The sequence below is a fragment of the Stenotrophomonas sp. 14P6.2.3 genome (assembly GCF_057799055.1).
The window spans coordinates 80,233-106,797 of record NZ_JBYOLA010000004.1; the positions used below are offsets into that span (position 1 = coordinate 80,233).

The window sequence follows — 26,565 nt, forward strand, 5'->3', positions numbered from 1 at the left end:
GCGCGGGTGAGGACCAGCTGCGGCGCGTATGTGCTGAAGGCCAAAGCATGGCATCACGAGCCGGAGGGCCTGAGCTGAAACCAACGAGACTTTTCATCATCCGGATCCAGCATCAACCGATTTGTCGGCTCACGGTCACCCTTCCACTGCTGTTGTAGCCGAACTCGCGGGAAGGCAGTACGGTCTTCAAATGGCCTTCCCGTTGGCAAATGTCGTCTTCAGTGGCAGACAAATTGGCGATCTTGATGATGGCAAATCGCGAAGAATTGCGGCGCTCATCCATGGCCTGAAGGTCAAGATCTTTACGCAATGCCACGTTGCCCCACGGGGCTGTTTGCCGCATAGACGCACCAGCGCCCCCACGTGCCTTCAGCATTCGGATGCCTTGCTCACGTAGAGGCGACTGCTGTCCGCGTCGGTGGCGGAGTAGATCTTTTTCACTGACGACAATGCCGTACGCCGCGCCACTGTCTGCTCGCGAGAGCTTTTGCTCGTACTCGTTCTGCTCTGAGCGCCCCTGTATAGCTGTGCCATGCCTACACCGATCGCACGCACGTCCAAAGCGTTCTCAACCAATTTCGTCCTCAGCCGCATTCCCCACCAGCAACTCAATCATCGCCCGCGCCGCCGCCGACTGCCGCCGATGCGGCGCATAGATCACCGAGAACGGCCTTGAGCGCCCCCGCAGTTGCGGCAGCACTTCCACCAACTGCCCACGCTGCAGCCGCTCGCGCACGATGAACTCATAGCTCTGGCAGATGCCGATGCCCTGATCGGCCAGCGACACCACGCCCAGCACATCGTCGGAGGTCTCGATGGACGAACGCGGCAGCCAGTCCACGTCGCGCCCGCCGTCTCGGAAGATCCACGACGCCAGCCGTCCAGTGCGCGGCATCACAAACGGCAGGCACAGGTGCTGCTGCAGGTCGTCCAGCGTCTGCGGCGTACCGCGACGCTGCAGGTAGTCCGGCGCGGCCACCAACAGCAGCGGTGCGTCTTCCAGCTTGCGCGCCACCAGCCCGCTGTCCGGCAGCTGGCCCAGGCGGATGGCCAGGTCGAAGCCTTCGGCCACCAGATCCACGTTGCGGTTGGTGATGTTCAGTTCCACCTGCACCTGCGGGTACTGCTGCGCAAAGCGCGCCAGCACGGGCGGCAGCCGGTAGTGGCCATAGGTGGTGGGCACGCTCAGGCGCACGCGGCCGGCCAGCGCGCCGTCCTGGGCCAGTACGTCGCGCTCGGCGTCGTCCAGCAGGCCGAAGGCGGTGCGCACCTGTTCCCGATAGAGCCGCCCGGCGTCGGTCAGGCCCACGCGGCGGGTGGTCCGCTGCAGCAGCTGCCGGCCCAGCCGCGCTTCCAGCCGGGTGACCGCGCGGCTCAGCACCGAGGGCGTGGTGGACAGCGCCACCGCGCCGGCCGTGAACGAGCCGTGCTCGACCACCGCCAGGAACACCTCCACATCGCCCAGGTAGTCGAACTTGCGGCTCATTTAGCTCTCCGGCGAACAGATGTTTTGCAATGGGGCCAATTTATCGCCGCAGGGGCGATGAATAAAGTGGCGGCCATTCCCCAATAGGAGCTCCCCATGAACCTGATGACCCGGCTGGCCGCAGCGCTGGCCCTGACCCTGGCCGCAACCAGCGCGCATGCCGCCAACGTGCTGGTGGTGCTGTCCGACGAAAACCACCTGGACCTGAAGGACGGCAAGGTGCTGTCCACCGGCTTCTATCTCAACGAGCTGATGCAGCCGGTCAAGCTGTTGCTGGACGCGGGCCACGAGGTGACCTTCGCCACGCCGCAGGGGCAGGCGCCGACGGTGGATGCGTCCTCGGTGACGCCGGCGTACTTCGGTAACGATGCCGCGCAGCTGACGCTGCACAAGGAGCTGCTGGAGAAACTGGCGTTGACCTCGCCGACCGCCTCGCCGGTGGTCAGCCTGGCGCGCGTCGAGCAGCAGGGCTACGCGCGTTTCGATGCGGTCTACATTCCCGGTGGCCACGCGCCGATGCAGGATCTGCTGAAGAGCCCGGCGCTGGGCCGGCTGCTGGCCGACTTCCACCAGCGCAACAAGACCACCGCGCTGGTCTGCCACGGGCCGATCGCGCTGCTGTCCACGCTGCCGGATGCGGGTGGTTTCGTGGCGAAGCTGGAAGCGGGTGCGACGCCGGCAACGCCGATGTGGATCTACAGCGGCTACCAGATGACGGTGATCAGCAACCAGGAAGAAGAGCAGGCCAAGCCGCTGCTGGGCGGCGGTGAGATGAAGTTCTACCCGCAGACCGCGTTGCAGCGGGCGGGGGCGCGGTTCAGCAGCAACACTACGCCGTGGACCGGGCATGTGGTGGTGGACCGTGAGCTGATTACCGGGCAGAACCCGGCGTCGGCGCTGGAGGTGGGGCAGCGGTTGGTGGAGCGGTTGAAGTAAGTCGGTTTTTTCATCGAATGCTTCGCCGTGGCACCATGGTGGACTGGCTTCGCTCCTTTTGGGCGGGGCCGGTTTTCCAGGGAAGCCAATCACCACGACATGCGTACGTCCGTCCTCTTCATTCTCTCCGTCCTGTGCTTGACCCTGCTGTCTGGCTGCGCCAGCGGGCCGGACTACCACCATTCCAATCGCGAGATCACCGGCGCGTTCGTGGCCGACGACGGCAAGCTGTATCTGCTGCCGGTCTATGACGAGCCGATGCGCTTCGAGGCCGCGCCGTTCCGTGATTACCGCGCCCTGATGGACAGCCCGCTGCGCGAGGCCGTGGTCTGCGCGCAGCTGTATTTCCGTGAGGACTGGCGCGTGCCGGCCGACAGGACCAAGGTGCATGGCAGCTACGCGCTGCTGCTGCGACCGGAGCAGGTGACGCCGGAACAGGCGGCGCAGTTCAAGCTGGAGCGGTTGGAGATCAGCGCGCGGGTGGCCAAGGCCATCGATGGATTGACGCGCCGGCCGTACATTCTTGAAGCCCGGACCCGTTACGAGCTGGCGGCCAACCCGGACTGCAATCTTTCCAGGCAGGGCGGCAGCTATTACAGCGCGCTGTTCGAGAGTGATGGCGAGCGGGTGACGTTGCCGGACGCTGCTGCGCTGGCGGCGAAGGCGAAGCTGGAGCAGTCGATTACCGCGCGGGCTGAGAGGATTCGGCCGGACGATATGGACAAGCCGGGTGTGGCGACGGCGGCTGGGAAGGTGCTGGGGGCTGCGTTGGTGCCTGTGGCAGTGCCGGTGTTTGTGTTGAGCCTGCCATTCCTGGGGCCGGATCATTGGAAGTGATGGGGCGTTGAGGGAGAGCCATCCACGCATGGCGTGGATCTACTGAGGCAGCGCTAGGCAGTAGGTTCGCTCAGCCCACGCTGGCGGCGCGGATCTGGATATCGTGCTGCACGCGCTGATCTTCCAGCTGCTGCTCAAGCTGGTTGGCGATAGCGCGCTGCTGCGCTTCGCGGCTGACTGCGTCGAATTGCTGCATTGATTCCTCAACGGATGTCTGCGCGGCCAGCTCGGTCGGCATTGCGGCGCGCTGGTGTGCCGGGTCGCTGGGCTCGCCCTGGACCACGAACAGGGTGTGACCGGCGGGCTTGTCTGCGGTGGCGTTGCTCAGCAGTACGTGGTCGACGCGTTGCAGGTCGTTGTCTTTGGCAAGTACCAGCAGGCTCGCGGTCATGCGCTCGCTGGCTTCGTCGTAGGTGCGACCGTGCTTGACGTCCAGCGCGGCGACGCCTTCGCGGACCTGTTGGTAGAGGGCGTGATCGGGATGTTCGGGCTGGGTAGGCAGCAGGGGGGCGGGCGGTGCTTGGGACTCTTGTGAGGCCGTTGCGCTTGAGGGTGGAGCTGCCGGCGCCTCCACTGGCGGTGGCGTGTAAGGACGCGCGTGCTCCGAGACCTTGGGCGCGGAGTCTGTTGTCAGCGGAGCCGCAGCCGGCTCGACTGCTGTGAGGCTGGCCGGAATTTCTGGCTCCGGCTGGATCGGCGCCGGCTTTGCTTCGGCTTCGTGGAGGCGAGCAATTATTGGCGCGGCGTCGACCACTTCGGTCTGGATCGACGGGACCGGGGAGGGGGTGTCCGTTGCAATGGGAGCCTGCGTGGAAGCGTGGCGCTCAATGCCGGAAGCAGACAGCGCAATCGCTTCGGGCTGGGCGCGAGATTGCTCAGCCGGGGGAATGCCAGGTGATGACGCGGGTGGAGAGGGCGTCTGGTGCGCAGGGGAGTCTGCATCCGCACGCGCTTTCTGCTCGCTCGAATCTTCTTGTGTTGGGGGCACTTTAGCCGCGGTTGGCTCGGATCGTGGCGCTTCCGGGCGCGCCGGCTCCTGTACCGGTTCGGCGCGCTTCGGGGGCGTCGGTGCTGCAGGCACAGGAGTGCGATGCTCCTGCACCAGAGGCGGTGCGCTGGGCGCCGGTGCAGCTCGCTCCTCGGCGTGCGCATCGATTACAGCCTGCGGCGTCAGTCGCTCGTCGGCGTGCTCGCCGCGCACCTCGGCTATCGCTGCTGCGGCCAGTTGCTGCGCCTGGGGAGCAGCGACGCCCAGCCGGTTGGCTTCCTGCGTGGCCTGTTCGTAGGCGTCGCGCTCGTTTGCGGTCAGGGCCTCGATACGTCGCTCATGGGAGCCGGGTGTGGGAGCCTCCTGCTGCTGGATCGCCCGGATCTGCGGGTAGGTGTCGTTCAACTCGTCGCGGATATTGCCCTCGGCCAGCGAATCGTAGATCCAGCCGTCATGCAGCCATTCGCCGTCGTTCTGGCGCTGATAAGTGCGTCCATCTGACGCCAGGACGTGATCGGGATGGTTTCGGGCCCAGACCACTTCCTCGGGAATCTCTCCATGCTGGGACCAGCCCTGCGTGGCATATACCTGCTCGTACTGCTTGGCGAAGGCGGCAGAACTACGAGCAGCGTTGAAGGCCATGATGCCTTGAGCGGTCTCATCGAGATGGGCCGCCTTGGCGGCATCGGCCACTTCCACCGTAGTGTTCTTGATGCCGTGCTCAAGGAGCTGATGGACGACTTCACGCCGCCATTCTCCGGTTTCCGGATTGCGCTCCCAGGAGCGTGGCAGTGCGCTGGGTGTGTCGGTGACGTCGCCGGCAATGCTGAAAGGATTGATCGGTTGATCAGGCTCCCGCATCCGCAGGGCAACGGCCAAGCTTGAGGCTTTGTAGTTCAGTTGCTGGGTCAGTTCGGCATCGGCTGTCAGCAGCGTGGTCGCGCCATAGATCGGGCGATCCGCCAGGGTGCCGACGGTGCCTAAGATTTCCCTCTCGCTGTGCGTCCAGCCCTTTTCGGGATGCTCGGGATCAAACGTCCAGACCCTGCGGGTGCTGTCGGCTTGGTTGTTGATCTGGTATTTCTCGATCCATTCGACGATCTCGCTGCTGCCCCAGGCGCCTAACCCGGCACCGATGATGCCGGTGACAATCGCTCCGGGGGCCGACTCGATGCCCAACAGTGTGCCGGCCTTGGCGCCCACGGGTGCGCCGGTCCAAGCGCCGACACTGCGTGCGCCGAAGTCCAATATTGCGGCTTCCGCGCCTGTGCGGTTGTCGCGCGCGTACAGGTCGGCAATCTTTGTCCCTTCCGTGGCGGCTTCAACGACGGTCGCTGCTGCGCCGCCGATCACGGCGCCTCGCACCATGTTTGGACGCACACGGATGGTGTGGTCAATGGTTTGCGCTTGGCGAATGTTGGACGCATTGGCTTCAACAACCTTGAGTGCCGCGCGCTCATCGAAAACGGCTGCCGCTGTGGGCGGACTGACCTTGTCGTTGTAGGGCAGGGTGTCCGCAAGCTCGGCGTGCCAGCGCCCTTGTGCGCGCCAGCCATCGCGCAATGATTGGGTGATTCGAGGGTCTTTCAGTCGAGCTTCGCGTTCGGCTACCAGTGCTGCGCCCGGTAGGCGGGTATCGCTATGGCTGTCGTAGACCTGAGCGCCTTCGCGTCCGTAGAGCCGGATCTGGATGCCGGTCTCGGCCTGGACCTTGTCCAGATTGCCGGGCAAGGCTTCGTAGACGTGTTTGCGCACGTCTTCGGGGACGTAGCGGCCGAAGCCAACGCTATCCAGAGAGTCCGCAAAGCGGGCATCCACGCCAAGTTCACTTTCCAGTCGATGTGCGACGACGCCTCGAATCTCTACGTCGTAGCCTTTGGCCTGAAGGTCCTTGATAAGTGTGACCGCACTATCACCGTTGCCGAGCGTGGTATCGAGGATGAGATTCCTACGACCTTCTACTGCTACCGAACGCAGCTCTTTAGCCCATTGGCTAGCGTCTTCGTGGGTATGACCAGCCCATGTGTAAGGATGTTTTTGACTTAGGCCTACAAAGTCGGAGTGCGTCCTACGCAGTTCGTCGGGGTCCACTAGCACCACATCTCCGTCGAATTCGCGAAGAAGCGCCCCGCTCACTTTGCTCTTGCCGGCTCCCGGCTGGCCAGCTAGAACGACCGCCTTGGGGTGAACCTGAGAGCTGGTTTCATTCACGCCACCTTTGGGGATCACCTTCTCTCGAAGCAGCCGAGCATGAGTTTCATGATCCAAGCGGCTGTCCGGAGCGCTCATTTCTCAGCGGTCTCAAAAAACGCGTGAAGCGATTCATCTCCCAACCAATGGCGCTTGAAGGAGGCGGTGAACATCAGCTGTTCTTTTTCCTTTGCTCGGGCAATGACCTGCGGATCGTTAGTTGCCTCGGCATCGGCGAGCTCAATGCGAGCTTCGCGGATGAACCCATCAAGCTTGTCTTCCAAAGCCCAGGCTGCGGCCTCAAAGGGAGGGGTGGACTTAATCCTTCTGTCCTCTACCGAATTCAGAGCCTCCTGCAACTGTTCGATATGCCCCGGATAATCCTTGAACATTTCCCTGAGCTTGGTCGGAACGGGCGGGGAGGGCAGCGTCATGACTTTCACCTTTTCGTCAGATCCATGCAGATTTGAGAGTACCCGCACATGGCTTGGCGGGTCCAATGTCTTTTGCGACATCGGGTCAGCCGCGTTGTCTGAGCCATCTTGGCCCCGGAACCGGCTCATTGGGGTAAGACCGCGTTGAAGGAGAGCATCCACGCATGGCGTGTATCTACTGAAGCTACACTGGCTGCCTACGCCCGATGGAAGCTCGCCCATGTTCAATGGAAAAGTCGCGGTAGTTACCGGCTCCACCAGCGGTATCGGTCTTGGCATTGCCACTGCGCTGGCGCGGCAAGGCGCCGACATCGTGTTGAATGGATTTGGCGATGCGCAGGAGATCGAACGCATCCGCTCCGGCCTGGAAGCAGAGTTCGGTGTACGGGTGGCGCATGATGGCGCCGACCTTTCCCGTGGTGAGGCGGTGCGGGACATGATCGCCCGCGCCGTTGCGACAATGGGGCGTATCGACATCCTGGTGAATAACGCGGGCATCCAGCACACCGCGTCGATTGAGGAGTTTCCCGTAGCGAAGTGGGATGCGATCCTCGCGCTGAATCTCTCGGCGGTGTTCCACTCAACTGCGGCGGCCTTGCCTTACATGAAGCAGCAGGGAGCCGGTCGCATCATCAATATCGCGTCAGTGCATGGGCTGGTTGGGTCAGTGAACAAGTCGGCCTATGTGGCGGCGAAGCACGGCGTGGTTGGATTCACCAAGGTAACGGCGCTGGAGAACGCGGGTACGGGCATCACCGCCAATGCCATCTGCCCGGGGTGGGTGCGAACGGCGCTGGTCGAGCAGCAGATCACCGCATTGGCGGAGCGCGAGGGAACGGATCAGGAGTCCGCTGCTCGCGCGCTGCTGGCTGAAAAGCAGCCTTCGTTGCAGTTTGTGACGCCCGAGCAGCTGGGAGAAATGGTGGTGTTCCTGGCCTCGGATGCTGCGGCGCAGATCACGGGTACAGCGCTGCCGGTGGATGGAGGCTGGACGGCCCGCTAGCTGCTGGCCGGCTGAGCCTTACGTTGCAGCATCGGCAGCGCCACCAGCGTTACCAGGATGGAGAACAACACCAGCGATGAGCCCACCGTGCCGAAGCCAAGGCCACCTTTTTCCATCGGCTTGGTCAGCAGGTCGCCGAAGGTCGCTCCGAACGGACGCGTGAGCACGAAGGCGATCCAGAACAGCACCACCTGGTTGATGCCCTTGATGCGGCTGGCCAACGCGGTAAGGGCGATGAGGCTACCGATCAACAGCGCGCCGCCGGTGAAGCCCAGCCCGGAATCATCGGCGAGGAAATCACCCAGTGCGGTGCCGAGGGTGTTGGAGAACAGCACGGCGGTCCAGTAGAAGCCTTCGGCGCGGCGCGATTCAATGTTGCTGACCGAGATCGATTTTTCCGACAGCCGCCAGGCCAGCAGCACGAGCGCCAGGCAGCCGGCCAGCAGGCTGGCGCCAGTGGCGTAGCCCAACCCCAGCGTGCGGTCGATCAGGTCGGATAGGGTGGTGCCGGCGGTGCTGGTGGCCAGCACTACCGACCAGAACAGCAGCGGGTGGAAGTGCCGTGCCGACAGCTGCAGGGCCAGCAGGCCGGCGAAGATGGTCAGCAGGATGGCCGAACTGGCCACATAGCCCAGGTTGAGCGTCATCGACAGCAGGTCGCCGGCGGTCTCGCCCAGGGTGGTGGCGGCGATCTTCATCACCCAGAAGCCGAGGGTGACCGCCGCCACTTTGCTGTGCAGGGAACCTGTGTCTGAGGCGCTCATCGAACGTCGCCACGGATGCCTGTGGGCGATGCTGTGCGGGGCGGCGTCAGAGTACGGTCGGAACTGGGTTCGGCGAGGGTGAGCGTGGGTTGGCGTTCAGACGCCGGCCAGCCGATATCATAGGCAATCGTGTAAGCGATTCATCCGCACAGAATCACCGCTTCAGGAGTCAAGGATGTCCGACGTATCGCTAAGGTCCAGCATAATTGTTGCAGTTGTCTCTTCCGTACTCAGCTCTGTCCTGACTCTGGGGGGCGGTCTGATGCTGCAATCGTACATATCAGAGAAGAGCGAAGCTGAAAGGTTCGCTGAAGGCGCCCAGCTTACCTTCCAGGAAACGGTAGTTCTCCTCAATGAAGGCTACTTGGCCTTGAAGCAGCTGCAATGGGCGACGGACGAAAAGGGATGGGAGGAAGTGAAAGAGGGCCCTTGGCTGGATTACATGGAGTTCAATCGCCAATGGAATCAGAAGTTGATTGCCCATTACTTTAAGACTGAGCGGTACTTTGGGACTGGTGCAGCAAAGAAGCTGGTTGATCTCAGTGGGGCGCCTGAGTCGAATGTGCTAGCGGCCGATGCCGAAAGCTATAACTTCAAGGATCATGCGGACGCTATCGAGTACTCAATACGGCGCGCTACGATAAGCAGGATGGTCTTCAACAAGGAAAGCGCGAAAGTTCTGGAGGTTGATTTAATTGATCACCTTGAAGATAGTCGTCAGAACAAAGAGAAAATGTCGGATCTGATGGGGGCGTACCAGAAGAACGTGGTTGGCTACAGCCGTGGATTGGATAGGACTCTTGATCAGTTGGGTGTCAAACGCGTTGTGGCCAAAGCGCCTCAGTAGGCGTGGCGGGCGAATCACCAACGGAAGGAACGTATTTGCTCGCTCAACTCGGCTTCGCAAACACATCCAGTCCCTTACCGGTTTCCAGCAGCGACTTCAGGCTCGACAGCACGATCGGCCAGCCCTGACGGATGCCGGTATCCATGCCGCTGCCCGGTTCCAGCTCGTCATGGGTCACCGTCAGCTTGACCATGTCCTCATATGGCACGATCTCGAACGTCACCCGGCTGTAGGCCTTCGGGTTGTCCGCCTGCGAGGCGGCCGCCCAGGTGATCACCAGCCGCGAGGGTGGGGTGTTTTCCACCACGTCGCCTACCAATTCAACCTTGCGTTCGTCATTGGCGCGCACGTGCTGCCAGCGCGAACCGGGCTTCCAGTCCGATACGTTTTCATGGCCCCAGTAAGTGCGGGCAATCTCCGGCCGGGTGATGGCTTCGAACACCTTCTGCGGCGTGGAGGCAATATAGATCACGTGGATGAAACGGGTGGATTCAGTGCTCATCGTCATTCTCCTTCCAGTTCCTGTTTGAGGTCATGCAGCAGGCTCAGGCGCTGCTGCTCGAACTTGCTTACCCAGCGCGTATAGACGTCGTGCAGCGGCACCGGGTTGATGAAGTGCAGCTTCTCGCGGCCACGCCTGACGGTGCTGATCAGGTTGGCGTCTTCCAGCAGCCCCAGGTGCTGGGTGACCGATTGCCGGGCCATCTGCAGGTGCTCGCAGAGCTGCCCGAGCGTCTGCCCGTTGCGCTCGCACAGCAGGTCCAGCAGCGTGCGGCGCGTGGGGTCGGCCAGTGCCTTGAACACCTTGTCTGCATCCATGGGGGGGGCTTCAGTTCCAGTTGTCGATCTTGACGTCGTGCGGGCTGGGCTGACCGCGCCCGGTTTCCAGCAGGGATTTCAGGCTCATCAGGAAGATGGCCCATTTGGTGCTGCAGTGGTGCATGAATTCCACGCGTTCTTTCCAGCCTTCGTGGGTGAACAGCACGATGCAGTAGTCGCCGTCCTGGTGCAGGGCGAAACGCGCGGTGGTGCCGATCCATTCCGGTGGGCCATCGATGAATTCCCACAGCACCAGCTCGTTGGGCTGCAGTTGCAGCAGCTTCATCTGCATGGCGCCGATTTCCTGGCCGTTGGCGGTGAAGCGGGCGGTGACGGTACCGCCGGGGTGGCGGTCGCCGGTGGTGTCTTCGGCCCACCAGGCGGCGATGCCTTCGGGGGTAGCCAGGGCCTGGTAGACCTGGGCCGATGGGGCGTTGATGCCGACTCTGTGTGCGATATCCACCATGACTGCGGCTCCACGGTGGGCGGCGGGGTGCCGTCCGTGGGATCACAATAGGCAGGTAAATGCCTGCATGTCAACTCCGCCGCCGTGGAGCCTGGGCCGGTGGATGCGGCGCCATGGATTTTCGCTGTGGTAGTGCCGGCCGTTGGCCGGCAGCCAGGGGGGGCATTGCAGCTGCCGGCCAGCGGCCGGCACTACCGGTTAGCAGCGCGCAATGGACTGTTGGCCGTGGTGATGGCGGCTGCGCGGCGGCATTCTGGGCGGAGCTGGGTGATTGCAGTCGTTCGGGTTCGTTGAATGAAGGGAGCACTACGCGTGACTGATGCAGGAAAAGAGGCGCTGACGATCCGTCGCGCGAGTGTGGCCGATGCGCCTGCGGTGCTGGGTTTGTTCGATGAGGTGATTGCGTGGTTCGTGGCCATCGGCAATCCGCAGCAGTGGGGCACCGAGGCGTGGTCGTCCATTCCACGCCGCATCACCCAGGTGACCGATACCTGCGCGCTGCCCGGCGCGTGGGTGGCGGAAACCGCGCAGGGCGAGGTGCGTGCATTCCTGGCGCTGGGCGAGGCCATGCCGTATGTGCCTGCGGCGACCGAACCCGAGTTGTACGTGCGCGTGCTGATTGCTTCGCGCGATGCGCGGGTGCGTGGTATCGGCCGTCGCTTGATGACATTCGCCGACGAGCAGGCGCGCGCGGCGGGCTTGGATTACCTGCGCGTGGATTGCTATGGCGGTGGCAATGGTGAGCTGGTGCGCTTCTACGAATCGTGCGGTTACGAACGGCTGTCGACCTTCAACGTGGATGGCTGGCCGGGACAGGTGCTGGGTCGCCACCTGTGAGGTAGCTGCGTCACTGCGTCGCAGTCTCTCTGCAGGATGCGGTACATCGGTTCAGCGCTAGAGTGGGCATACCCATCCAGGAAGGAGACGCGCATGTACTACAGCAGTGGCAACTACGAGGCCTTCGCACGCCCGCGCAAACCGGCGGGCGTGGACAACAAGACGGCGTGGTTCGTGGGTTCGGGCCTGGCCTCGCTGGCCGGTGCAGCGTTCCTGGTGCGCGATGGGCGCATGCCAGGCGAGCGCATCACCATTCTGGAGCAGCAGCAGATTGCCGGTGGCGCGCTGGATGGCCTGAAGGTACCGGAGAAGGGTTTCGTGATCCGCGGCGGCCGCGAGATGGAAGATCACTTCGAGTGCCTGTGGGATCTGTTCCGCTCGATTCCGTCGCTGGAGATCGACGATGCCAGTGTGCTGGATGAGTTCTACTGGCTGAACAAGGATGACCCGAACTATTCGCTGCAGCGCGCCACCGTCAACCGGGGCGAGGACGCGCATACCGATGGCCTGTTCACCCTGAGCGAGCAGGCACAGAAGGACATCATCGCGCTGTTCCTGGCCACCCGCCAGGAGATGGAAAACAAGCGCATCAACGAGGTGCTGGGCCGCGATTTCCTGGACAGCAATTTCTGGCTTTACTGGCGCACGATGTTCGCGTTCGAGGAATGGCACTCGGCGCTGGAGATGAAGCTGTACCTGCATCGCTTCATCCACCATATCGGCGGGCTGCCGGACTTCTCCGCGCTGAAGTTCACCAAGTACAACCAGTACGAATCGCTGGTGCTGCCGTTGGTGAAGTGGCTGCAGGAGCGCGGCGTGCAGTTCCAGTACGGCACCGAGGTGACCGACGTGGAATTCGCGCTGCAGGAAGGGCGCAAGCAGGCCACGCGCATCCACTGGACGCGGGATGGCCAGGCCGATGGCGTGGATCTGGGCGCGGACGATCTGGTGTTCATGACGATCGGTTCGCTCACCGAGAATTCCGACAACGGTGACCACCACACCGCTGCGCGCTTGAATGAAGGCCCGGCACCGGCGTGGGACCTGTGGCGACGCATCGCGGCCAAGGACGCGGCGTTCGGGCGCCCGGATGTGTTCGGCGCGCATATACCGGAAACCAAATGGGAATCGGCGACGGTGACCACGTTGGACGCGCGCATTCCGGCGTACATTGAGAAGATCGCCAAGCGCGATCCGTTCAGTGGCAGGGTGGTGACCGGCGGCATCGTGAGCGTGCGCGATTCGCGCTGGCTGATGAGCTGGACGGTGAACCGCCAGCCGCACTTCAAGAACCAGCCGAAGGACCAGATCGTGGTGTGGGTGTATTCGCTGTTCGTGGATACGCCCGGCGATTACGTGAACAAGCCGATGCAGGATTGCACGGGCGAGGAGATCACCCGCGAGTGGCTGTACCACCTGGGCGTGCCGGTGGAAGAGATCGACGAGCTGGCGGCGACCGGGGCGAAGACGGTGCCGGTGATGATGCCGTACATCACCGCGTTCTTCATGCCGCGCCAGGCCGGTGACCGGCCGGACGTAGTGCCGGAAGGCGCGGTGAACTTCGCCTTCATCGGCCAGTTTGCCGAATCGAAGCAGCGCGATTGCATCTTCACCACCGAGTATTCGGTGCGTACGCCGATGGAAGCGGTGTACACCCTGCTGGGCATCGAGCGTGGCGTGCCGGAGGTGTTCAATTCCACCTACGACGTGCGCACGCTGCTGGCGGCCACCGGCCGCTTGCGCGATGGCAAGGAACTGGACATTCCAGGGCCGGCGTTCCTGCGCAACCTGCTGATGAACAAGCTGGACAAGACCCAGATCGGCGGGCTTCTGCGTGAGTTCAAGCTGGTGCAGGACGACTGAGCGAGCGCGGTGTAGGTAGCGCCGGGCCATGCCCGGCGGTTTCTTTTGGCGCCGCTTCGCTCGCCGGGCATGGCCCGGCGCTACCGCCTGTACTTACAGCCCGCCGTCGGTGGATAGGCTGAGGCTTTCCCAGGTATCGATGCGCTCTGCCATGGCAGCCAGCTTGCCGCGTACCAGTTGCAGGGCATCGCTGCCCAGAAGCAGGTGCGTCGGTGGGTTTGGGGTGTCGATCACCTGCAGCATGGCCTGCGCGGCCTTGATCGGGTCGCCCAGCTGATGGCCACTCTTTTCCTCGCGTGCGCGGCGGATCGGGTCGAACAGCGCGTCGTAGTCGCCGATGCTGCGCGAGGCCCTTACCATCGAACGACCGGCCCAATCGGTGCGGAACGAACCCGGCGCGATAGCGGTCACGTGGATGCCGAACGACGCGACTTCCTTGCCCAGCACCTCGCTGATGCCTTCCAGCGCGAACTTGCTGCCGCAGTACCAGGCGATGCCGGGCAGGGTGATGAAGCCGCCCATGGAGGTGATGCTGAGGATGTGGCCGCGGCGGCGCGCGCGCATGTGCGGCAGCACGGCCTTGATCAGCGCGGCGGGGCCGAACACGTTCACTTCGAACTGATGGCGCAGCTCGTCCAGCGTGGATTCTTCGAGGATGCCCTCGTGGCCGTAGCCGGCGTTGTTGACCAGCACGTCGATGGCGCCGATGTCGGCTTCGATGGCGATCACCAGTGCATCGATGGCGGCGTCGTCGGTGACGTCCAGCAGGCGGCCGAACGCGCGACCGGGGGCGAGGGCTTCGAAATCCTGACGGGCGGTTTCGCTGCGCACGGTGCCGACCACGCGATGGCCGGCCAGCATCGCTTGCTGTGCGAGGGCGCGGCCGAAGCCGCTGCTGACGCCGGTGATGAGGAGGAGGCGGGATACGGTCATGGACAAGGGCTCGTGGCTGGGGTCTTGCACGTTAGTGGTTGAGTGCGGGGCGGCCCAGGCCTAAGCTTCGGTCGTTCTTGCCTATTCCTATGGGGCACCCGATGCAATTGACCGATGATCCGCTGCAGCATCCCGCACAGGCGCGCATGATCGGCCTGTTGCAGGCGCTGGCGGTGGACGAGGGCTACACGCTGACGGCAGTGCCCGGTGTGCGGCTGCTGCGCTCGAACCGGCCATTGGCGCGCACGCCGGTGCTGTACGACCCGGGCATCGTGATCGTCTGCCAGGGCGTGAAGCGCGGGTATCTGGGCGGGCAGGTCTACCAGTACGACGCGCAGCACTACCTGGCGGTGTCGGTGCCGGTGCCATTCACCATGGAAACCGAGGCCACGGCGGAGGCGCCGCTGCTGGCGATCTACCTGCATCTGGACCTGCAGCTGGCGGCGGATCTGCTGATTGAACTGGGCGAGCGCGCCGCCAGCGCCGAAGCGCCGGCACAAGGCATGATGTCCAGCCCGATGCACGGCGCGATGCAGGCCACCGTGCTGCGGTTGCTGGAGGCGCTGGCCGATCCGTTGGAGGCAGACGTGTTGGGCCCCTCGCTGGTGCGCGAGCTGTATTTCCGGGTGCTGACCGGCGTCCAGGGTGGGGCGATGCGCGAGGCGCTGGCCATGCGTGGGCGCTTCGGCCGCATCGGCAAAGTGCTGCGACATATCCACGCGGCCTATTCGACGGCGCTGGATGTTGATGCGCTGGCAGCGCAGGCGGAGATGAGCGTGGCCACGTTCCATGATCACTTTCGCAGCATTACCGGCACCTCGCCGATGCAGTACGTGAAGTCCACGCGGCTGCACCAGGCGCGGCTGCTGATGCTGCGGCAGGGCATGACGGCTGAGGCGGCATCGTTGGCGGTGGGGTACGCCAGCCCGTCGCAGTTCAATCGGGAGTTCAAGCGCCTGTTCGGGTTGCCGCCGGCGGCCGAGGTGGCGCGCATGCGGCGAATTTTTGCGGTGCCGCCGGCGCCGGTCGACGCGGTGTATGTGTCTTCCCATTGACCGCTGCGCTCGCCGGGCATGGCCCGGCGCTACCAGGGAAGCCCGTGTCAGGTAGCGCCGGGCCATGCCCGGCTAACGAGCCGGTTGACAGGGAGTCTACCTACTAGTAGGTTTGCATCCATGAAAGAGTCACTCTCCCCCAAGGCCCACGAGATCCTGGCTCAGGCCCGTTCGCTGCTGGAAGCCGGTGGCTACAACGGTTTCAGCTATGCCGACGTGTCGGCGCGGGTGAACATCAGCAAGGCCAGCATCCACCACCATTTCCCCAGCAAGGCCGACCTGGTGCGCACGGTCGTGGAGTTGTACCGCGCCGAAGCCCGCGAGGGCCTGGCGCTGCTGGACCGGCAGCTGGGCGATCCGTTGCAGGAGCTCAACGCGTACGTGGACTACTGGTCGGCCTGCATTTCCGGTGGCACGGCGTCGTTCTGCATCTGCGCGATGCTGGCCGCCGAGATGCCGATGATTCCGCTGGAAGTTGCCGACGAAGTGCGCGGGCACTTCGAGGATCTGACCAGCTGGTTGACCGCGACGCTCGAGAAGGGCGTGGCCCGCGGCCAGCTGCGCCTGCAGGGCACGCCTGCCGACGAGGCCAAGGCCTTCATGGCGTCGGTGCATGGCGCGATGCTGGCGGCGCGCGGTTTTGGTGATGCAGCGACGTTCGCGGCGCTGGCACGGTTGTCGATTGCCCGGGTGAGTGCGGCGGTCTGAGTGATTCCCGGAAGGCCTGCGCGAAGCGGGTCTTCTTTTTGTCCACTGAATCTACCTACTAGTAGGTTCATAACTCCAGCAGAGGTTGCCATGAGTCATCCGCTTTCTCCCTTGGGCGTCGTACACACCGCGATCAGCCTGGTTCCCATCGTCGCCGGCATTTACGGATTCATCCGCTACCGCGCCATTGCTCCGGCTACGCGCGCGGGCAAGCTCTATCTGCTGGGATTGGTGCTGTCGGTGGTGACGTCGTTCACCGTCTCCAGCACCGGGGGCCTCAACCCTGGTCATGCATTTGGTGTGGTGATCCTGCTGATTGCATTCGGTGGAGTGCTGGCGGCGCGGCTGCGGTTCCTTGGCCGGTTGGCGCCCTATCTGTCCACGTTCGCGCTGTCTTTCAGCTTCCTGCTGTCGCTGGTGCCGGGCGTGAATGAAACGCTGACGCGACTGCCGGTGGCGCATCCGATTGCGGCCGCGCCGCTGGCGCCGGTGATCCTGCAGACGTTGCTGGGGTGTGCGGTGGTGTTTGCGATCGGCTTCGTGGCGCAGTGCTGGCGGATACATGCGCGCAACACACGCGCACGTGGCTGACGCTGCGCGGGACAGTCCAGGTGATCAGTCTGCCAGCGGTGCTGGTGCGTCTTCGCCGTAAGTGGCGTTGGCGCTGCCGCACGTTGCGTACGCCGCCGCGTTGGCAGGCAGGCCGGTGGCCTTGATGGCACGCCGCGAATCGCCCGCGGACACTTCCACGTAGCGCTCTGCTGCCAGCGTGTCGTCGGGCAGAACGTAAAGCAGCACGCGCTGCAGGGTGGACTGGCCGTCCAATGGCTGCGGCTGGCGGAATGCAGGAACCTGCACGCGCGCGCTGTGCCATTCCTGCGGTGCGGCGGCGGTCTGCCAGCGAACCTGCAGCGGCTGGTCGAGATTCAACAGCGCAACACCGGTGGCGTGGTTGGACGCCGTGCACGCAGCGGGGGGCGCAGCAATGGGCGCGATGGCTTCGTCGCCGATGTCCAGCGTCGCGCCGTTGATTTCCAGGCGCACGATCGGCGCGGCGCCGTAGTTGTGCGTCCTGAACTGCACCAGCCCTTCCACGCGGCTGCGCTCGAGCTCGTATTCGGTAGCGCCGGCCAGACGCGCCAGCGCGGGGGCAACCTCGACGTGGTCCGCATAGTGGTAGTAGAGGTGGACGATGTCTGGCCCCCCCGATGTGCCCCACACGGGGGTGAGCGCTGTGGTATCCGGATAGGACTGGCGACGCAGTGGCAGGCGGGTGCCGGTGCCCCCGGGTGGGGCGCCGTAATGGTAGTGCTCGATGCCTGGTTTCAGTCGTGCGTTGCCGTAGGGGAAGGCGCTGTCTGCATCGGACTGTGCGTTCGGGTAGCGGTGGAAGGCAACGAAGCGATCGGGTGTCTGCCCATTCATGGGCAGGTCGGGCCCGGCACCGGAATAGGTGGATGCGTAGGGTGAGGTGTCCAGCCACAGTGCATTGCCACTGAGGTTGATGTGCGTTTCGGCGATGGCTGCGCGTGAGCCACCGGTGGCGGTGTCCACGGTACTGTGCAGCGCTTGCCCCAGCGGAACGATGAGCAGGGCGAGGACAGTGGGCAGGAACATCAGGGCATGCACAAGGCCTGGCACATGCCCGCGCTCGCGCACCATGTAGCGAACCCAGGCCAGCAGGAGCAGCACCAGCAGCGGCACGCCAACCCACAGCGCGAGGGTGACCAACGCCACTACGCCCCAGCCGAGATTCGGGGTGCAGACTGCGATCAGGCCGAGCGCGGCAAGGAAACTGGCCAGTACCAGCGAAACGCCGATACCGAAGCGGTAGTTCCTGTACGGGGTAGCAGTCATCACCGTTCCATCGGCAGGCCGGGTCGTGCCTGCATCTTGCCGGGTGGATGGCTGCGTGGAAAGACAGGGGGGCTGTCAGCAGCCCACCAGCCGGTCGGCGCTGATGCCACTGCGATGCTGGTTGCGGTATTCGATGGGGCTGGCGTCGACCATGCCGCGGAAGTGCCGACGGAACGATTCCTGCGAGCCGAAGCCCGCCTGTTCGGCCACCCATTGCAGTGGCCGGTCGGTGGTTTCCAGCAGTTCGCGTGCGTAGGCCACGCGTTCGCGGATGAGCCAATCGATGGGCGACAGGCCGGTGGCTTCCAGGAACTGCCGCTGCAGGGTGCGCTGGCTGAGTGCGGCCTGTTCGGCCAGGCTGCCCAGTGAATGCGGCTCGCGCAGGTTGCGGCGCATCCATTCCATCAGTTTCGCCAGCCGCGTGGGCTCGCCCAGCGGGATCGCGCGGCTGACGCGCTGGCTGCGTTCGGCATCGCGCCAGGGTGCCAGTACCAGGCGTTCGGCCACCAGATTGGCCACGCGCGCGCCGTAATCCTTGCGCACCATGTGCAGCATCATGTCCATGCCGGTGGCCGACCCGGCCGAGGTGATGATGCTGCCGGCGTCCACATACAGCACGTCGTCGCGCACGTGGATGCGTGGGAATTCGCGGGCCAGCGTTTCGGTGAGCCGCCAGTGGGTGGTGGCCTGGCGGCCATCGAGCAGACCGGCCCAGGCGAGCACGAACGCGCCGGAGCAGATGGACGTGATGCGGGCGCCGCGCGCGTGGGCGCGGGTGAGGGCATCGAGCAGCGCCTGCGGTGGGCGCTCGCTGGGTTCGCGCCAGCCGGGAATGACGATGATGTCGGCGTCGTCGACGGCGCTCAGATCGTAGGGCAGCTGCACCTGTGCGCTGCCGAGCATGCGCAGCGCACCGGGCTCGCCAGCGCAGAGCTGGGTGCGGTACCAGGCCACGCCCAGTTCGGGGCGGATGGGCGCGAACAGGCCGACCGCGCAGCCGAATTCGAACAGGCCCTGGCCGTGGCAGGCCACGATGGCGACGGTGGGCGCGTTCGGTTCAGCAGGCAGGGTGGGCATGGCTTGATGCTACCGACGCCGGCACGTGCCGCTGAGTGGCGCGCGGGCATGAGGTGATGCCCGCGGGGTATATGGAGCGGTCGCTCCCTTCTTGTAGAGCCGAGCCCACGCTCGGCTCAATACCGGAAGGGGTGGATGCATTCTGACGCGGTCGCGAAGAGCAGCCGAGCGTGGGCTCGGCTCTACAGACAGTAGTGCACCGGCGCGGCTGCCTAACCTCATTACCAGCAGTCATGTGGCTGGCGCGATGTGACGGTCACATGACGCGATATCCGCTGTCGCGCGTTGGGCGTGGGCCCTTGAATGGAGGCGTGTCTCCGGCCCACCCCCACGAGCCCCCATGCCTGCTGCCCACATTCCTGCGCTGTCCACGCTCTCCCTTCTGATTGCCGCCGCCCTGGCCGCTGCCCCGGCGTATGCGGCTGAGGCCGATGCACCGTCGGCGACCACTGCCACTTCTGCGAACCTTGCCGCGTCCACGCTGGATGCGGTGGTGGTGACCGGTTCGCGTACCAGTACGCGCACGGTGAAAAACAGCTCGACACCGATCGACGTGATTTCCGCCGAGGACCTGGCAGCTACTGGCCAGGCCAATCTGCTTGAAGCCCTGCAGCGCAGCCTGCCGTCGCTCAGCCAGATCGGTGGCTATCAAAGCGACCAGGAAAGCCTGATCCGCGGCTACCAGCTGCGCAACCTGTCGCCGGGTTACACGTTGGTGCTGGTGAACGGCAAGCGCCGCAACGCCAGTGCGTACGTCAGTGGCGCCAACGGCGGCGGCTATCCGGGCCACGCCTGGGCCGATCTGGCGCTGATTCCGGTATCGGCCATCGACCACGTAGAGGTGCTGCGTGATGGCGCATCGGCCATCTACGGTTCGGACGCGATCACCGGGGTGATCAACGTGATCCTGAAATCGCAGGCGCACGGTGGCGATGTGTCGGTGGAGAGCGGGCAGAGCACCGACGGTGACGGCAGCCGCACCAGCGTGCGCGCCAACATCGGTCTGCCCTGGGGCGTGGATGGCTTCATCAACCTGTCCGGCGAGAGCACGCGCCAGCATCATGCGATCCGCACGAGGCGCTACATCGATGGCTACCTGAGCTATCCGGCGGTGGACGGCAACGGCAACCTGGTGGCGCTGCGACCGAACAACCGGCTACCGGCCGGGGCGGCGCCGAACCCGGCCGAGGCCGGACGCGATGCCGAGGCCAACATCATCCTCAGCTCGCCGTCGTATGCGTTGAAGGCCTTCGCGCTGAACGTGGGCCATGGGCTGGGCGAGAACGCGCAGTTCTACGCCAATGCCACCGCCAGCGACCGTACCGCGCAGGCGATCCAGAATTTCCGGCTGCCGGCGACGATCTTCACCACCTACCGGGCGCCGGGCGTGCTGAGCGCATTTCCCGACGGCTTCCTGCCGGTGCTGGAAACCAAGGAGAAGCAGTACACCGGCACGGCCGGGGTGAAGGGCCAAGTTGCGGGCTGGGACTACGACGTCAGCCTCACCGGCAACCGCAACACGGTGCGTACCTACACCCGCAATTCGGTGAACTACTCGCTGCCGTACCCTGGCTCGCCCACTGACTTCTACGACGGCAAGCTGGACTACCAGCAGGGCATCGCCAACCTCGACCTGCGTCGCAGCTTCGAGGTGGCGGCCTTCGCCTCGCCGCTGGAAGTAAGTGCCGGTGCCGAGTACCAGCACGAGCAGTACGAGCGCGGGGCAGGGCAGTGGGAGTCGTACACCGGCTTCGGTGCGGCCGCCTTCGTGGGTTATTCCACCGCCGATGCGGTGAAGGCCACCCGCAACAGCAAGGCGGTGTATGCAGGTGCGGCGACCAACATCACCTCGCGCTGGTACCTGGATGCGGCCGCGCGCTGGGAAGACCATTCCGACTTCGGCACGGTGTCGACCGGTCGGTTGACCACGCGCTTCGACTTCACTGATGCACTGGGTGTGCGCGCCACGGTCAGCAATGGCTTCCACGCGCCGAGCCTGGGGGCGCAGTTCTATCAGGCCACCGGCAGCTGCCCGTGCGGTACCACGCTGGTGGCGCAGGTCGCTTCGCCGGCAGCGGTGGCGCTGGGCGCTACCCCGCTGAAGCCGGAGAAGGCCACCAACTACAGCCTCGGTGTGACCTGGGACCCAAGCCCGGCCTTCCATCTGGCGGTGGATGCGTACCAGATCGACATTCGCGGGCAGCTCGGCCAGTCCAGCCAGATCGGCTATAACGCGCAGGACCCGGCGCGGGTGACCGACAACAGCGGCACCGTGCTGACCGCCGCACAGAAGAACACGATTGATGCGCTGCTGGGTACGGCCGGCATCAGCATCCTGCCCGGTGATGCGTTCTACGCCAGCTATTTCACCAACGTGGGCGACACCCGCACGCGCGGTGTGGAGCTGACCCTGGAAGCGAACCAGGAAACACAGTGGGGCAAGCTGCGCTGGACCTACGCGGCCAACGTGGGCCGCACCACCATCCAGAAGGTGAGCGCGATTCCGCAGGCGTTGCAGGGGCTGCCGAACATCAACCTGCTGACCAAGTCGAGTGAGTATGCGCTGCGCTTCCGCACGCCGTCGTACACGCAGGTGGCGGGGCTGGGCTGGCAGAACGGGCGCTGGCGCTCGAACGTGGACTTCACTTACTACGGCCCGATCAAGCGCCTTAACAACGGCGTGGAGTACAAGCAGCCGCCGGTGCTGGTGACCAACCTGTCCGGTGGGGTGGAACTGGGTGCGGGTTGGAGCGCGGCACTGGGAATCAACAACCTGTTCGACAAGCGCACACGCAAAGTGCCCGCATACGCACGCAGCGCCACCGATGTGGCCAGCATCGAGACCACTTGGGATAGCGGTGATGTGCTGAGCAACGTCGGCACCTTCTGGTACGGGCGCGTTAATTACCGGTTCTGAGGTTCATGCCACACGCAGCCGAGCGTGGCTCGGCGCAACATGGGAGCGTTTCATGTCATCTGCATTGAATGTGGTTGCGTTGATTGGTTCGCCGACGGCATCGGCCAACTCGCGCACGTTGCTGCTGGTGCGGCATCTGCTGGAAGAGCTGCGCGAGCGGGTCAACATCAGCGTGGAGCTGGTCGAGCTGGCGCCGATCGCGCGCTCGCTGGGGCAGGCGCTGCAGCGTAGTGAAGTGGAGCCGCAGGTTGAGCGGGCGCTGGCCACGATTGAATCGGCGCAGCTGCTGGTAGCGGCCACGCCGGTATATCGCGGATCCTATCCGGGCTTGTTCAAGCACCTGATCGACTTCATTGAACTGGACGCGCTGGTGGATACGCCGGTACTGCTGGCCGCGACCGGTGGCAGCGAGCGCCACGCGCTGGTGATCGACCATCAGCTGCGGCCGCTCTTCAGCTTCCTGCAGGCGCATACGTTGCCGATCGGGGTGTATGCCACGCCGGCCGACTTCGACGGCGACCGCATCAACAGTGCTGCACTGCAGGCGCGCATCCAACTGGCGGCCGAGCGTGCAGCCGGACACGTGGCACCACTGGCGGCGGCGCTGCCGGCGCCGCTGCGCAGGATCGCCTAGGACGTGGCGGTGCAGCTGCGGCACCTGGCGTTCCTCACGCCCGGAAGCTATCTGCCGGAACAACCACGCGCGGGCCTGGACGCGACGCTGGCGTTGATCGCGTTTGCCGAACAACTGGGCTATGACGGCGCGTGGGTGCGCCACCGCCACCTGGAACCGGGCATCAGCTCGGCAGCGGTGTTCCTGGCGGCGGCCAGCCAGCACACCACCCGCATCGAGCTGGGCAGTGCGGTGATCCAGCTGGGCTATGAAACACCGTTCCGCCTGGCCGAGGATCTGTCGTTGCTGGACGCGCTGGCGGGTGGCCGGCTGCAGGTGGGCGTCAGTACCGGCGCGCCGCCACACGGGGACCTGGTTGGGCCCTTGCTGTACGACAGCGACCCTGCGCGCATCGACTTTTCCCATGGCCGGGTGACGCGGTTGCTGGAAGCGCTGCGGGGTGAGCCGTTGGGTGCCGCCGATGCCGAGGTTGGCAATGCGGCCACGCGCTATCGCCCGCGACTGCAGCCGCATGCACCGGGGCTGGTGGACCGGGTCTGGTATGGCGCTGGCTCTCTGCAGTCGGCGCGTTCGGCGGGGGAGCAGGGGCTGCATCTGCTGCTGGGCAACGTCAACCGCGCCGAGTTGAGTGATGACTTCTTCGTCGCGCAGCTGCAGCACCTGCAGGCCTATCGCGCGGCACTGCCGGTGGACAGCCCGCGCCGCGTGGCGGTGGGGCGGGTGCTGGTTCCCACCGATGGTGTTGATGCGGCCACGCGCCAGCGGATCGAGACCTTCAGTGTGCAGCGACACGCACGCACCCTGGCCCCGCAAGGGCCACGCCGCACCATGTTCGCGCCCGACGTGGTCGGCAGCACGGCGCAGATCATCGCGCGGTTGCAGGCCGATCCGCTGCTGCAGCAGGTGGACGAGCTTCGCGTGGAGCTGCCGTATGAGCTGCCCGAGCAGGACTACCGGCGCATCCTCAGCACGGTGATCGAGGACATCGCGCCGGCACTGGGCTGGCGCGCGCCTGCGCAAGCGGCGTGACGCTAGCAGCGCCCATAACGGCCGGCAGTCTGCTTATTGCCAACCTGCATCTGCATGGCCGGATCCGACCGTGGATTGTCGAGTTCTGGCGCTGGCATCCGGCCGTCCTTCTCTAGCATCGATATCGAAGCGGCAGTGCATTGCCGGCCCCTACGAGGACGATTCCGTGGCTGTAGACGCAACCCACAAACCCATCCTGTTCCTGCTGGACCGCGAGTTCGAGGACGGTCAGCTGCCCGGACAACGCTTCTTCTGCCGGCACAGTCTGCTGCTGGAAGGTGCGCTATCGAGCATCGACGGCCTGGACGCGCAACTGGACGTGCGCCGCATCGGCTTCAGCCGGCCGCGCCGCGAGGTGATCGCCGAGATCGGCGAGCAGGACCAGTCGCTGCCGAAGCTGGTGCTGCCGCAGGGCGTGGTCAATGAACACGCCAGTGGTGAGTACCAGCAGCGCCAGTACATCTCCGGTGCCGAGCCGATCCTGGCGGCACTGAATGGCCTGCTGGGCATTCCCGTGGCCCATCCCTGAGCGAGGACGTGACGATGAGCTACCTCACCAGCGTGTTGGACAAGAGCCCGGTGGCCGACGGCAGCACGCCGGAACAGGCGTTGCGCAACAGCCTGCAACTGGCGCAGCGTGCCGAGCAGCTGGGCTATCACCGCTACTGGTTTGCCGAGCACCACGCAGCGCCCACGCTGGCCAGCCCGGCACCGGAAGTACTGGCGGCGTGGGTGCTGGCGCAGACCCGGCGCATCCGCATCGGCAGTGGCGGGGTGATGCTGCGCCACTACGCACCGTACAAGGTGGCCGAGAACTTCAATCTGCTGGCGGCACTGGCGCCAGGGCGCGTGGATCTGGGCGTGGGCAAGGCACCGGGCGGTCTGCCGGCATCGACTGCCGCACTGGCCGCCGGTCGCCCGGCATTCGCCGATTTCGACCAGCAGCTGCGCGACCTGGAAGGATATCTGTCCGATGCACAGGCTGATGCGCAGGCGCGGCCGATTCCGCAGACGGCGCCGGAGCGCTTCCTGCTGGGCGCAAGCCCGCAGAGCGCGCGGCAGGCGGCCGAACTGGGCTGGCGCTTCGTGTATGCCGCGCACTTCGACGGCGACCCGAAACACATCGAGGCCGCCTTCGAGGCGTATCGCGCGGTGTCCACGCACGCGCCGCTGCTGGCAACGGTGGCCTTCGCCGCGCCCACCAGCGAGGCTGCTGCGCGCCATATCGGCGCGTTGCGGGTCTACAAGCTGCACCTCGGCCCCGGACAAACGGTGAACCTGCCCAGCCCCGAGGCCGCTGCCGAGTACGCACGGCAGGTGGGTGTCACTGACTTCCGCGTCGAAGAAACACGCCCCAGCGTGCTCTCTGGCGACGCGCAGCACGTACGCAGCGAGCTGGATGCGCTGCACCGGCGCTTCGGCGTGGGTGAATTCATCCTCGACGCGCCGGTGGCCGACCTCGACGCACGCCTGACGTCCCTTGAACTGCTGTCGCCCGCTCCCCGCGCGGCGGTGGCCTGACTGCTGGAGCGACCCCATGAGCACGACCCCGCGTCCCATCCCGTTCGGCATCATGCTGCAGGGCCCCGGCAGCCACATGCATGCCTGGAAGCATCCGTCCAACGCGCCCGATGCCAGCGTCAACCTGGGCTATTACATCGATATCGCGCGTACCGCCGAGGACAACGGCATCGCCTTCGGCTTCGTTGCTGACGGCCTGTACATCAACGAGAAGTCGATCCCGCATTTCCTCAACCGTTTCGAGCCGATCTCGCTGCTGTCGGCACTGGCGACGGCAACGAAGAAGATCGGTCTGGCCGGCACGCTGTCCACGTCGTACAGCGATCCGTTCACCGTAGCCCGCCAGTTCGCCTCGCTGGACCTGCTCAGCGGCGGCCGCGCCGGCTGGAACGTGGTGACCTCGCCGCTGGAAGGTTCGGGCCGCAACTACGGCCGCCCGCATCCGGAACACGCGCTGCGCTACCAGATTGCCGATGAGTACCTTGAAGTAGTGCAGGGCCTGTGGGATTCGTGGGATGACGATGCATTCGTGCGCGACCGCGACAGCGGTACGTTCTTCGCACCGGAGAAGTTCCGTCGCCTCGACCACAAGGGCCGCTTCTTCCAGGTGGAAGGGCCGCTCAACATCCAGCGCTCACCGCAGGGGCAGCCGGTGATCTTCCAGGCCGGTTCGTCCGACGATGGCATTGCGCTGGCCGGCAAGTACGCCGATGCGGTGTTCACCCACGCGCCGTCGCTGGAGGAGACCCGTGCGTTCACCCAGAAGGTGAAGAACTCGGCGATCGCCCATGGCCGCAGCGCCGCTGACGTCAAGATCTTCCCGGGTATCGGCCCGATCGTCGGCCGTACGGCGGAAGAAGCCGAAGCCAAGTACCAGGCAATTGCTGCGCTGGCCGGGCTGGACGATGCATTGGCGTATCTCGGCCGTTTCTTCGACCACCACGACTTCAGCCAGTACGACCCTGACGCGCCGTTCCCGGAGCTGGGCGATATCGGTGCCAATTCCTTCCGCTCCACCACCGACCGCATCAAGCAGGACGCGCGTGAGCAGGGCCTGAGCCTGCGCCAGGTTGCACTGCAGGCGGTCAGCCCGCGGCCGAACTTCATTGGTACGCCGGAGCATGTAGCCGACGAACTGATCCGCTGGTTCGACGCCGGTGCCAGCGATGGCTTCATCCTCGGCTTCGCCGCGCAGCGCGAAGGCCTGGATGATTTCGTGACCCTTGTGCTGCCCTTGCTGGAAGCGCGCGGCTACCACCGCAGTGAGCTCGAAGGAGAGACTCTGCGCGACCACCTGGGCCTGCCACGCAAGGCGAGCCGTTATGCGACCGACGCCGAGCCGGCGCGGAAGGTGGGATAAGGCG

At 65.0% G+C, this 26,565-nt stretch carries 26 protein-coding genes; 15 read left to right on the forward strand and 11 right to left on the reverse strand.

Going from position 1 to position 26,565, the window contains the following annotated elements; genetic code table 11:
• Positions 1-112 precede the first annotated feature (112 nt).
• Both AC27VL_RS05365 and AC27VL_RS05370 read right to left on the reverse strand, forming a co-directional pair.
• The gene (locus AC27VL_RS05365; protein ID WP_488765736.1) at positions 113-376 is read right to left on the reverse strand and encodes a GIY-YIG nuclease family protein; all 264 of its coding nucleotides are present in this window, start codon (positions 374-376) and stop codon (positions 113-115) included.
• 192 nt (positions 377-568) lie between these two features.
• The gene (locus AC27VL_RS05370) at positions 569-1,486 is read right to left on the reverse strand and encodes a LysR family transcriptional regulator (protein ID WP_488765738.1); all 918 of its coding nucleotides are present in this window, start codon (positions 1,484-1,486) and stop codon (positions 569-571) included.
• A 96-nt stretch (positions 1,487-1,582) separates the two neighbouring features.
• On the opposite strand from AC27VL_RS05370, the gene AC27VL_RS05375 reads away from it, so the two are divergent.
• Both AC27VL_RS05375 and AC27VL_RS05380 read left to right on the forward strand, forming a co-directional pair.
• Positions 1,583-2,422: a type 1 glutamine amidotransferase domain-containing protein gene (locus tag AC27VL_RS05375; protein WP_488765740.1), complete on the forward strand. Its 840-nt coding sequence runs from the start codon at positions 1,583-1,585 to the stop codon at positions 2,420-2,422.
• Between the two features lie 99 nt (positions 2,423-2,521).
• Positions 2,522-3,259, forward strand: a complete 738-nt coding sequence (locus AC27VL_RS05380) for a hypothetical protein (RefSeq protein ID WP_488765741.1) — start codon at positions 2,522-2,524, stop codon at positions 3,257-3,259.
• Positions 3,260-3,329: 70 nt separating this feature from the next.
• Here AC27VL_RS05380 and AC27VL_RS05385 read toward each other — a convergent pair whose 3' ends face one another.
• On the reverse strand, positions 3,330-6,515 hold the full coding sequence (locus AC27VL_RS05385; protein WP_488765742.1) for a zeta toxin family protein: 3,186 nt from the start codon (positions 6,513-6,515) through the stop codon (positions 3,330-3,332).
• Positions 6,516-6,532: 17 nt separating this feature from the next.
• The gene (locus AC27VL_RS05390; RefSeq protein ID WP_191078924.1) at positions 6,533-6,871 is read right to left on the reverse strand and encodes a hypothetical protein; all 339 of its coding nucleotides are present in this window, start codon (positions 6,869-6,871) and stop codon (positions 6,533-6,535) included.
• Positions 6,872-7,091: 220 nt separating this feature from the next.
• Between AC27VL_RS05390 and AC27VL_RS05395 the strand changes: the two genes are divergently transcribed.
• Positions 7,092-7,874 (forward strand): 3-hydroxybutyrate dehydrogenase, encoded by a 783-nt coding sequence (locus tag AC27VL_RS05395; protein ID WP_191078925.1) that lies wholly within the window; start codon positions 7,092-7,094, stop codon positions 7,872-7,874.
• Here the strand turns inward: AC27VL_RS05395 and AC27VL_RS05400 are convergent.
• Complete coding sequence (locus AC27VL_RS05400; RefSeq protein ID WP_191078926.1) at positions 7,871-8,638, reverse strand: COG4705 family protein; 768 nt, start codon at positions 8,636-8,638, stop codon at positions 7,871-7,873. The genes AC27VL_RS05395 and AC27VL_RS05400 overlap by 4 nt on opposite strands.
• A gap of 175 nt (positions 8,639-8,813) precedes the next feature.
• Between AC27VL_RS05400 and AC27VL_RS05405 the strand changes: the two genes are divergently transcribed.
• Positions 8,814-9,485, forward strand: coding sequence for a hypothetical protein (locus AC27VL_RS05405; RefSeq protein ID WP_488765743.1), 672 nt, complete (start codon positions 8,814-8,816; stop codon positions 9,483-9,485).
• Between the two features lie 43 nt (positions 9,486-9,528).
• Here the strand turns inward: AC27VL_RS05405 and AC27VL_RS05410 are convergent, their stop codons facing one another.
• Genes AC27VL_RS05410 through AC27VL_RS05420 form a run of 3 tightly spaced genes read right to left on the reverse strand, consistent with a single transcriptional unit; the run spans position 9,529 to position 10,770 of the window.
• Positions 9,529-9,987, reverse strand: coding sequence for an SRPBCC family protein (locus AC27VL_RS05410; protein WP_488765744.1), 459 nt, complete (start codon positions 9,985-9,987; stop codon positions 9,529-9,531).
• A 2-nt stretch (positions 9,988-9,989) separates the two neighbouring features.
• On the reverse strand, positions 9,990-10,304 hold the full coding sequence (locus AC27VL_RS05415; protein ID WP_100436164.1) for an ArsR/SmtB family transcription factor: 315 nt from the start codon (positions 10,302-10,304) through the stop codon (positions 9,990-9,992).
• Positions 10,305-10,314: 10 nt separating this feature from the next.
• Positions 10,315-10,770, reverse strand: coding sequence for an SRPBCC family protein (locus AC27VL_RS05420; RefSeq protein ID WP_191078929.1), 456 nt, complete (start codon positions 10,768-10,770; stop codon positions 10,315-10,317).
• A gap of 312 nt (positions 10,771-11,082) precedes the next feature.
• On the opposite strand from AC27VL_RS05420, the gene AC27VL_RS05425 reads away from it, so the two are divergent.
• Together AC27VL_RS05425 and AC27VL_RS05430 are read left to right on the forward strand one after the other, a co-directional pair.
• Positions 11,083-11,607 carry a GNAT family N-acetyltransferase gene (locus tag AC27VL_RS05425; RefSeq protein WP_488765746.1) on the forward strand — a complete coding sequence of 175 codons (525 nt, stop codon included), beginning with the start codon at positions 11,083-11,085 and terminating at the stop codon, positions 11,605-11,607.
• A 93-nt stretch (positions 11,608-11,700) separates the two neighbouring features.
• Positions 11,701-13,470, forward strand: a complete 1,770-nt coding sequence (locus tag AC27VL_RS05430; protein ID WP_488765747.1) for an oleate hydratase — start codon at positions 11,701-11,703, stop codon at positions 13,468-13,470.
• 93 nt (positions 13,471-13,563) lie between these two features.
• Here the strand turns inward: AC27VL_RS05430 and AC27VL_RS05435 are convergent, their stop codons facing one another.
• Complete coding sequence (locus AC27VL_RS05435; RefSeq protein ID WP_488765748.1) at positions 13,564-14,403, reverse strand: oxidoreductase; 840 nt, start codon at positions 14,401-14,403, stop codon at positions 13,564-13,566.
• 101 nt (positions 14,404-14,504) lie between these two features.
• Here AC27VL_RS05435 and AC27VL_RS05440 point away from each other — a divergent pair, with 101 nt between their 5' ends.
• From AC27VL_RS05440 to AC27VL_RS05450, 3 genes are all read left to right on the forward strand, one after another.
• Complete coding sequence (locus tag AC27VL_RS05440) at positions 14,505-15,458, forward strand: AraC family transcriptional regulator (protein ID WP_223880372.1); 954 nt, start codon at positions 14,505-14,507, stop codon at positions 15,456-15,458.
• A gap of 120 nt (positions 15,459-15,578) precedes the next feature.
• Positions 15,579-16,166, forward strand: coding sequence for a TetR/AcrR family transcriptional regulator (locus tag AC27VL_RS05445; protein WP_488765750.1), 588 nt, complete (start codon positions 15,579-15,581; stop codon positions 16,164-16,166).
• A 90-nt stretch (positions 16,167-16,256) separates the two neighbouring features.
• Positions 16,257-16,757 (forward strand): hypothetical protein, encoded by a 501-nt coding sequence (locus tag AC27VL_RS05450; protein WP_488765751.1) that lies wholly within the window; start codon positions 16,257-16,259, stop codon positions 16,755-16,757.
• 24 nt (positions 16,758-16,781) lie between these two features.
• Here AC27VL_RS05450 and AC27VL_RS05455 read toward each other — a convergent pair whose 3' ends face one another.
• On the reverse strand, positions 16,782-18,023 hold the full coding sequence (locus AC27VL_RS05455; RefSeq protein ID WP_488765752.1) for a hypothetical protein: 1,242 nt from the start codon (positions 18,021-18,023) through the stop codon (positions 16,782-16,784).
• Positions 18,024-18,098: 75 nt separating this feature from the next.
• A complete protein-coding gene (gene ftrA / locus AC27VL_RS05460) occupies positions 18,099-19,100 on the reverse strand; it encodes a transcriptional regulator FtrA (RefSeq protein WP_100552342.1) in 1,002 nt (333 codons plus the stop codon).
• 340 nt (positions 19,101-19,440) lie between these two features.
• Between ftrA and AC27VL_RS05465 the strand changes: the two genes are divergently transcribed.
• The 6 genes from AC27VL_RS05465 to AC27VL_RS05490 all read left to right on the forward strand — a co-directional run bounded on the left by AC27VL_RS05465 (position 19,441) and on the right by AC27VL_RS05490 (position 26,561).
• Entirely contained in the window at positions 19,441-22,017 is a 2,577-nt protein-coding gene (locus AC27VL_RS05465) for a TonB-dependent receptor plug domain-containing protein (RefSeq protein ID WP_488765753.1), read from the forward strand.
• A 52-nt stretch (positions 22,018-22,069) separates the two neighbouring features.
• Positions 22,070-22,651, forward strand: coding sequence for an FMN reductase (msuE, locus tag AC27VL_RS05470; protein WP_108266023.1), 582 nt, complete (start codon positions 22,070-22,072; stop codon positions 22,649-22,651).
• A gap of 9 nt (positions 22,652-22,660) precedes the next feature.
• The gene (locus AC27VL_RS05475; protein ID WP_488765755.1) at positions 22,661-23,680 is read left to right on the forward strand and encodes an LLM class flavin-dependent oxidoreductase; all 1,020 of its coding nucleotides are present in this window, start codon (positions 22,661-22,663) and stop codon (positions 23,678-23,680) included.
• A gap of 166 nt (positions 23,681-23,846) precedes the next feature.
• Positions 23,847-24,209, forward strand: coding sequence for a DUF3088 family protein (locus AC27VL_RS05480; RefSeq protein WP_089240600.1), 363 nt, complete (start codon positions 23,847-23,849; stop codon positions 24,207-24,209).
• A gap of 14 nt (positions 24,210-24,223) precedes the next feature.
• Entirely contained in the window at positions 24,224-25,201 is a 978-nt protein-coding gene (locus tag AC27VL_RS05485; protein ID WP_251477910.1) for an LLM class flavin-dependent oxidoreductase, read from the forward strand.
• Between the two features lie 16 nt (positions 25,202-25,217).
• Entirely contained in the window at positions 25,218-26,561 is a 1,344-nt protein-coding gene (locus AC27VL_RS05490) for an LLM class flavin-dependent oxidoreductase (protein WP_488765756.1), read from the forward strand.
• The last annotated feature ends 4 nt before the right edge of the window (positions 26,562-26,565 follow it).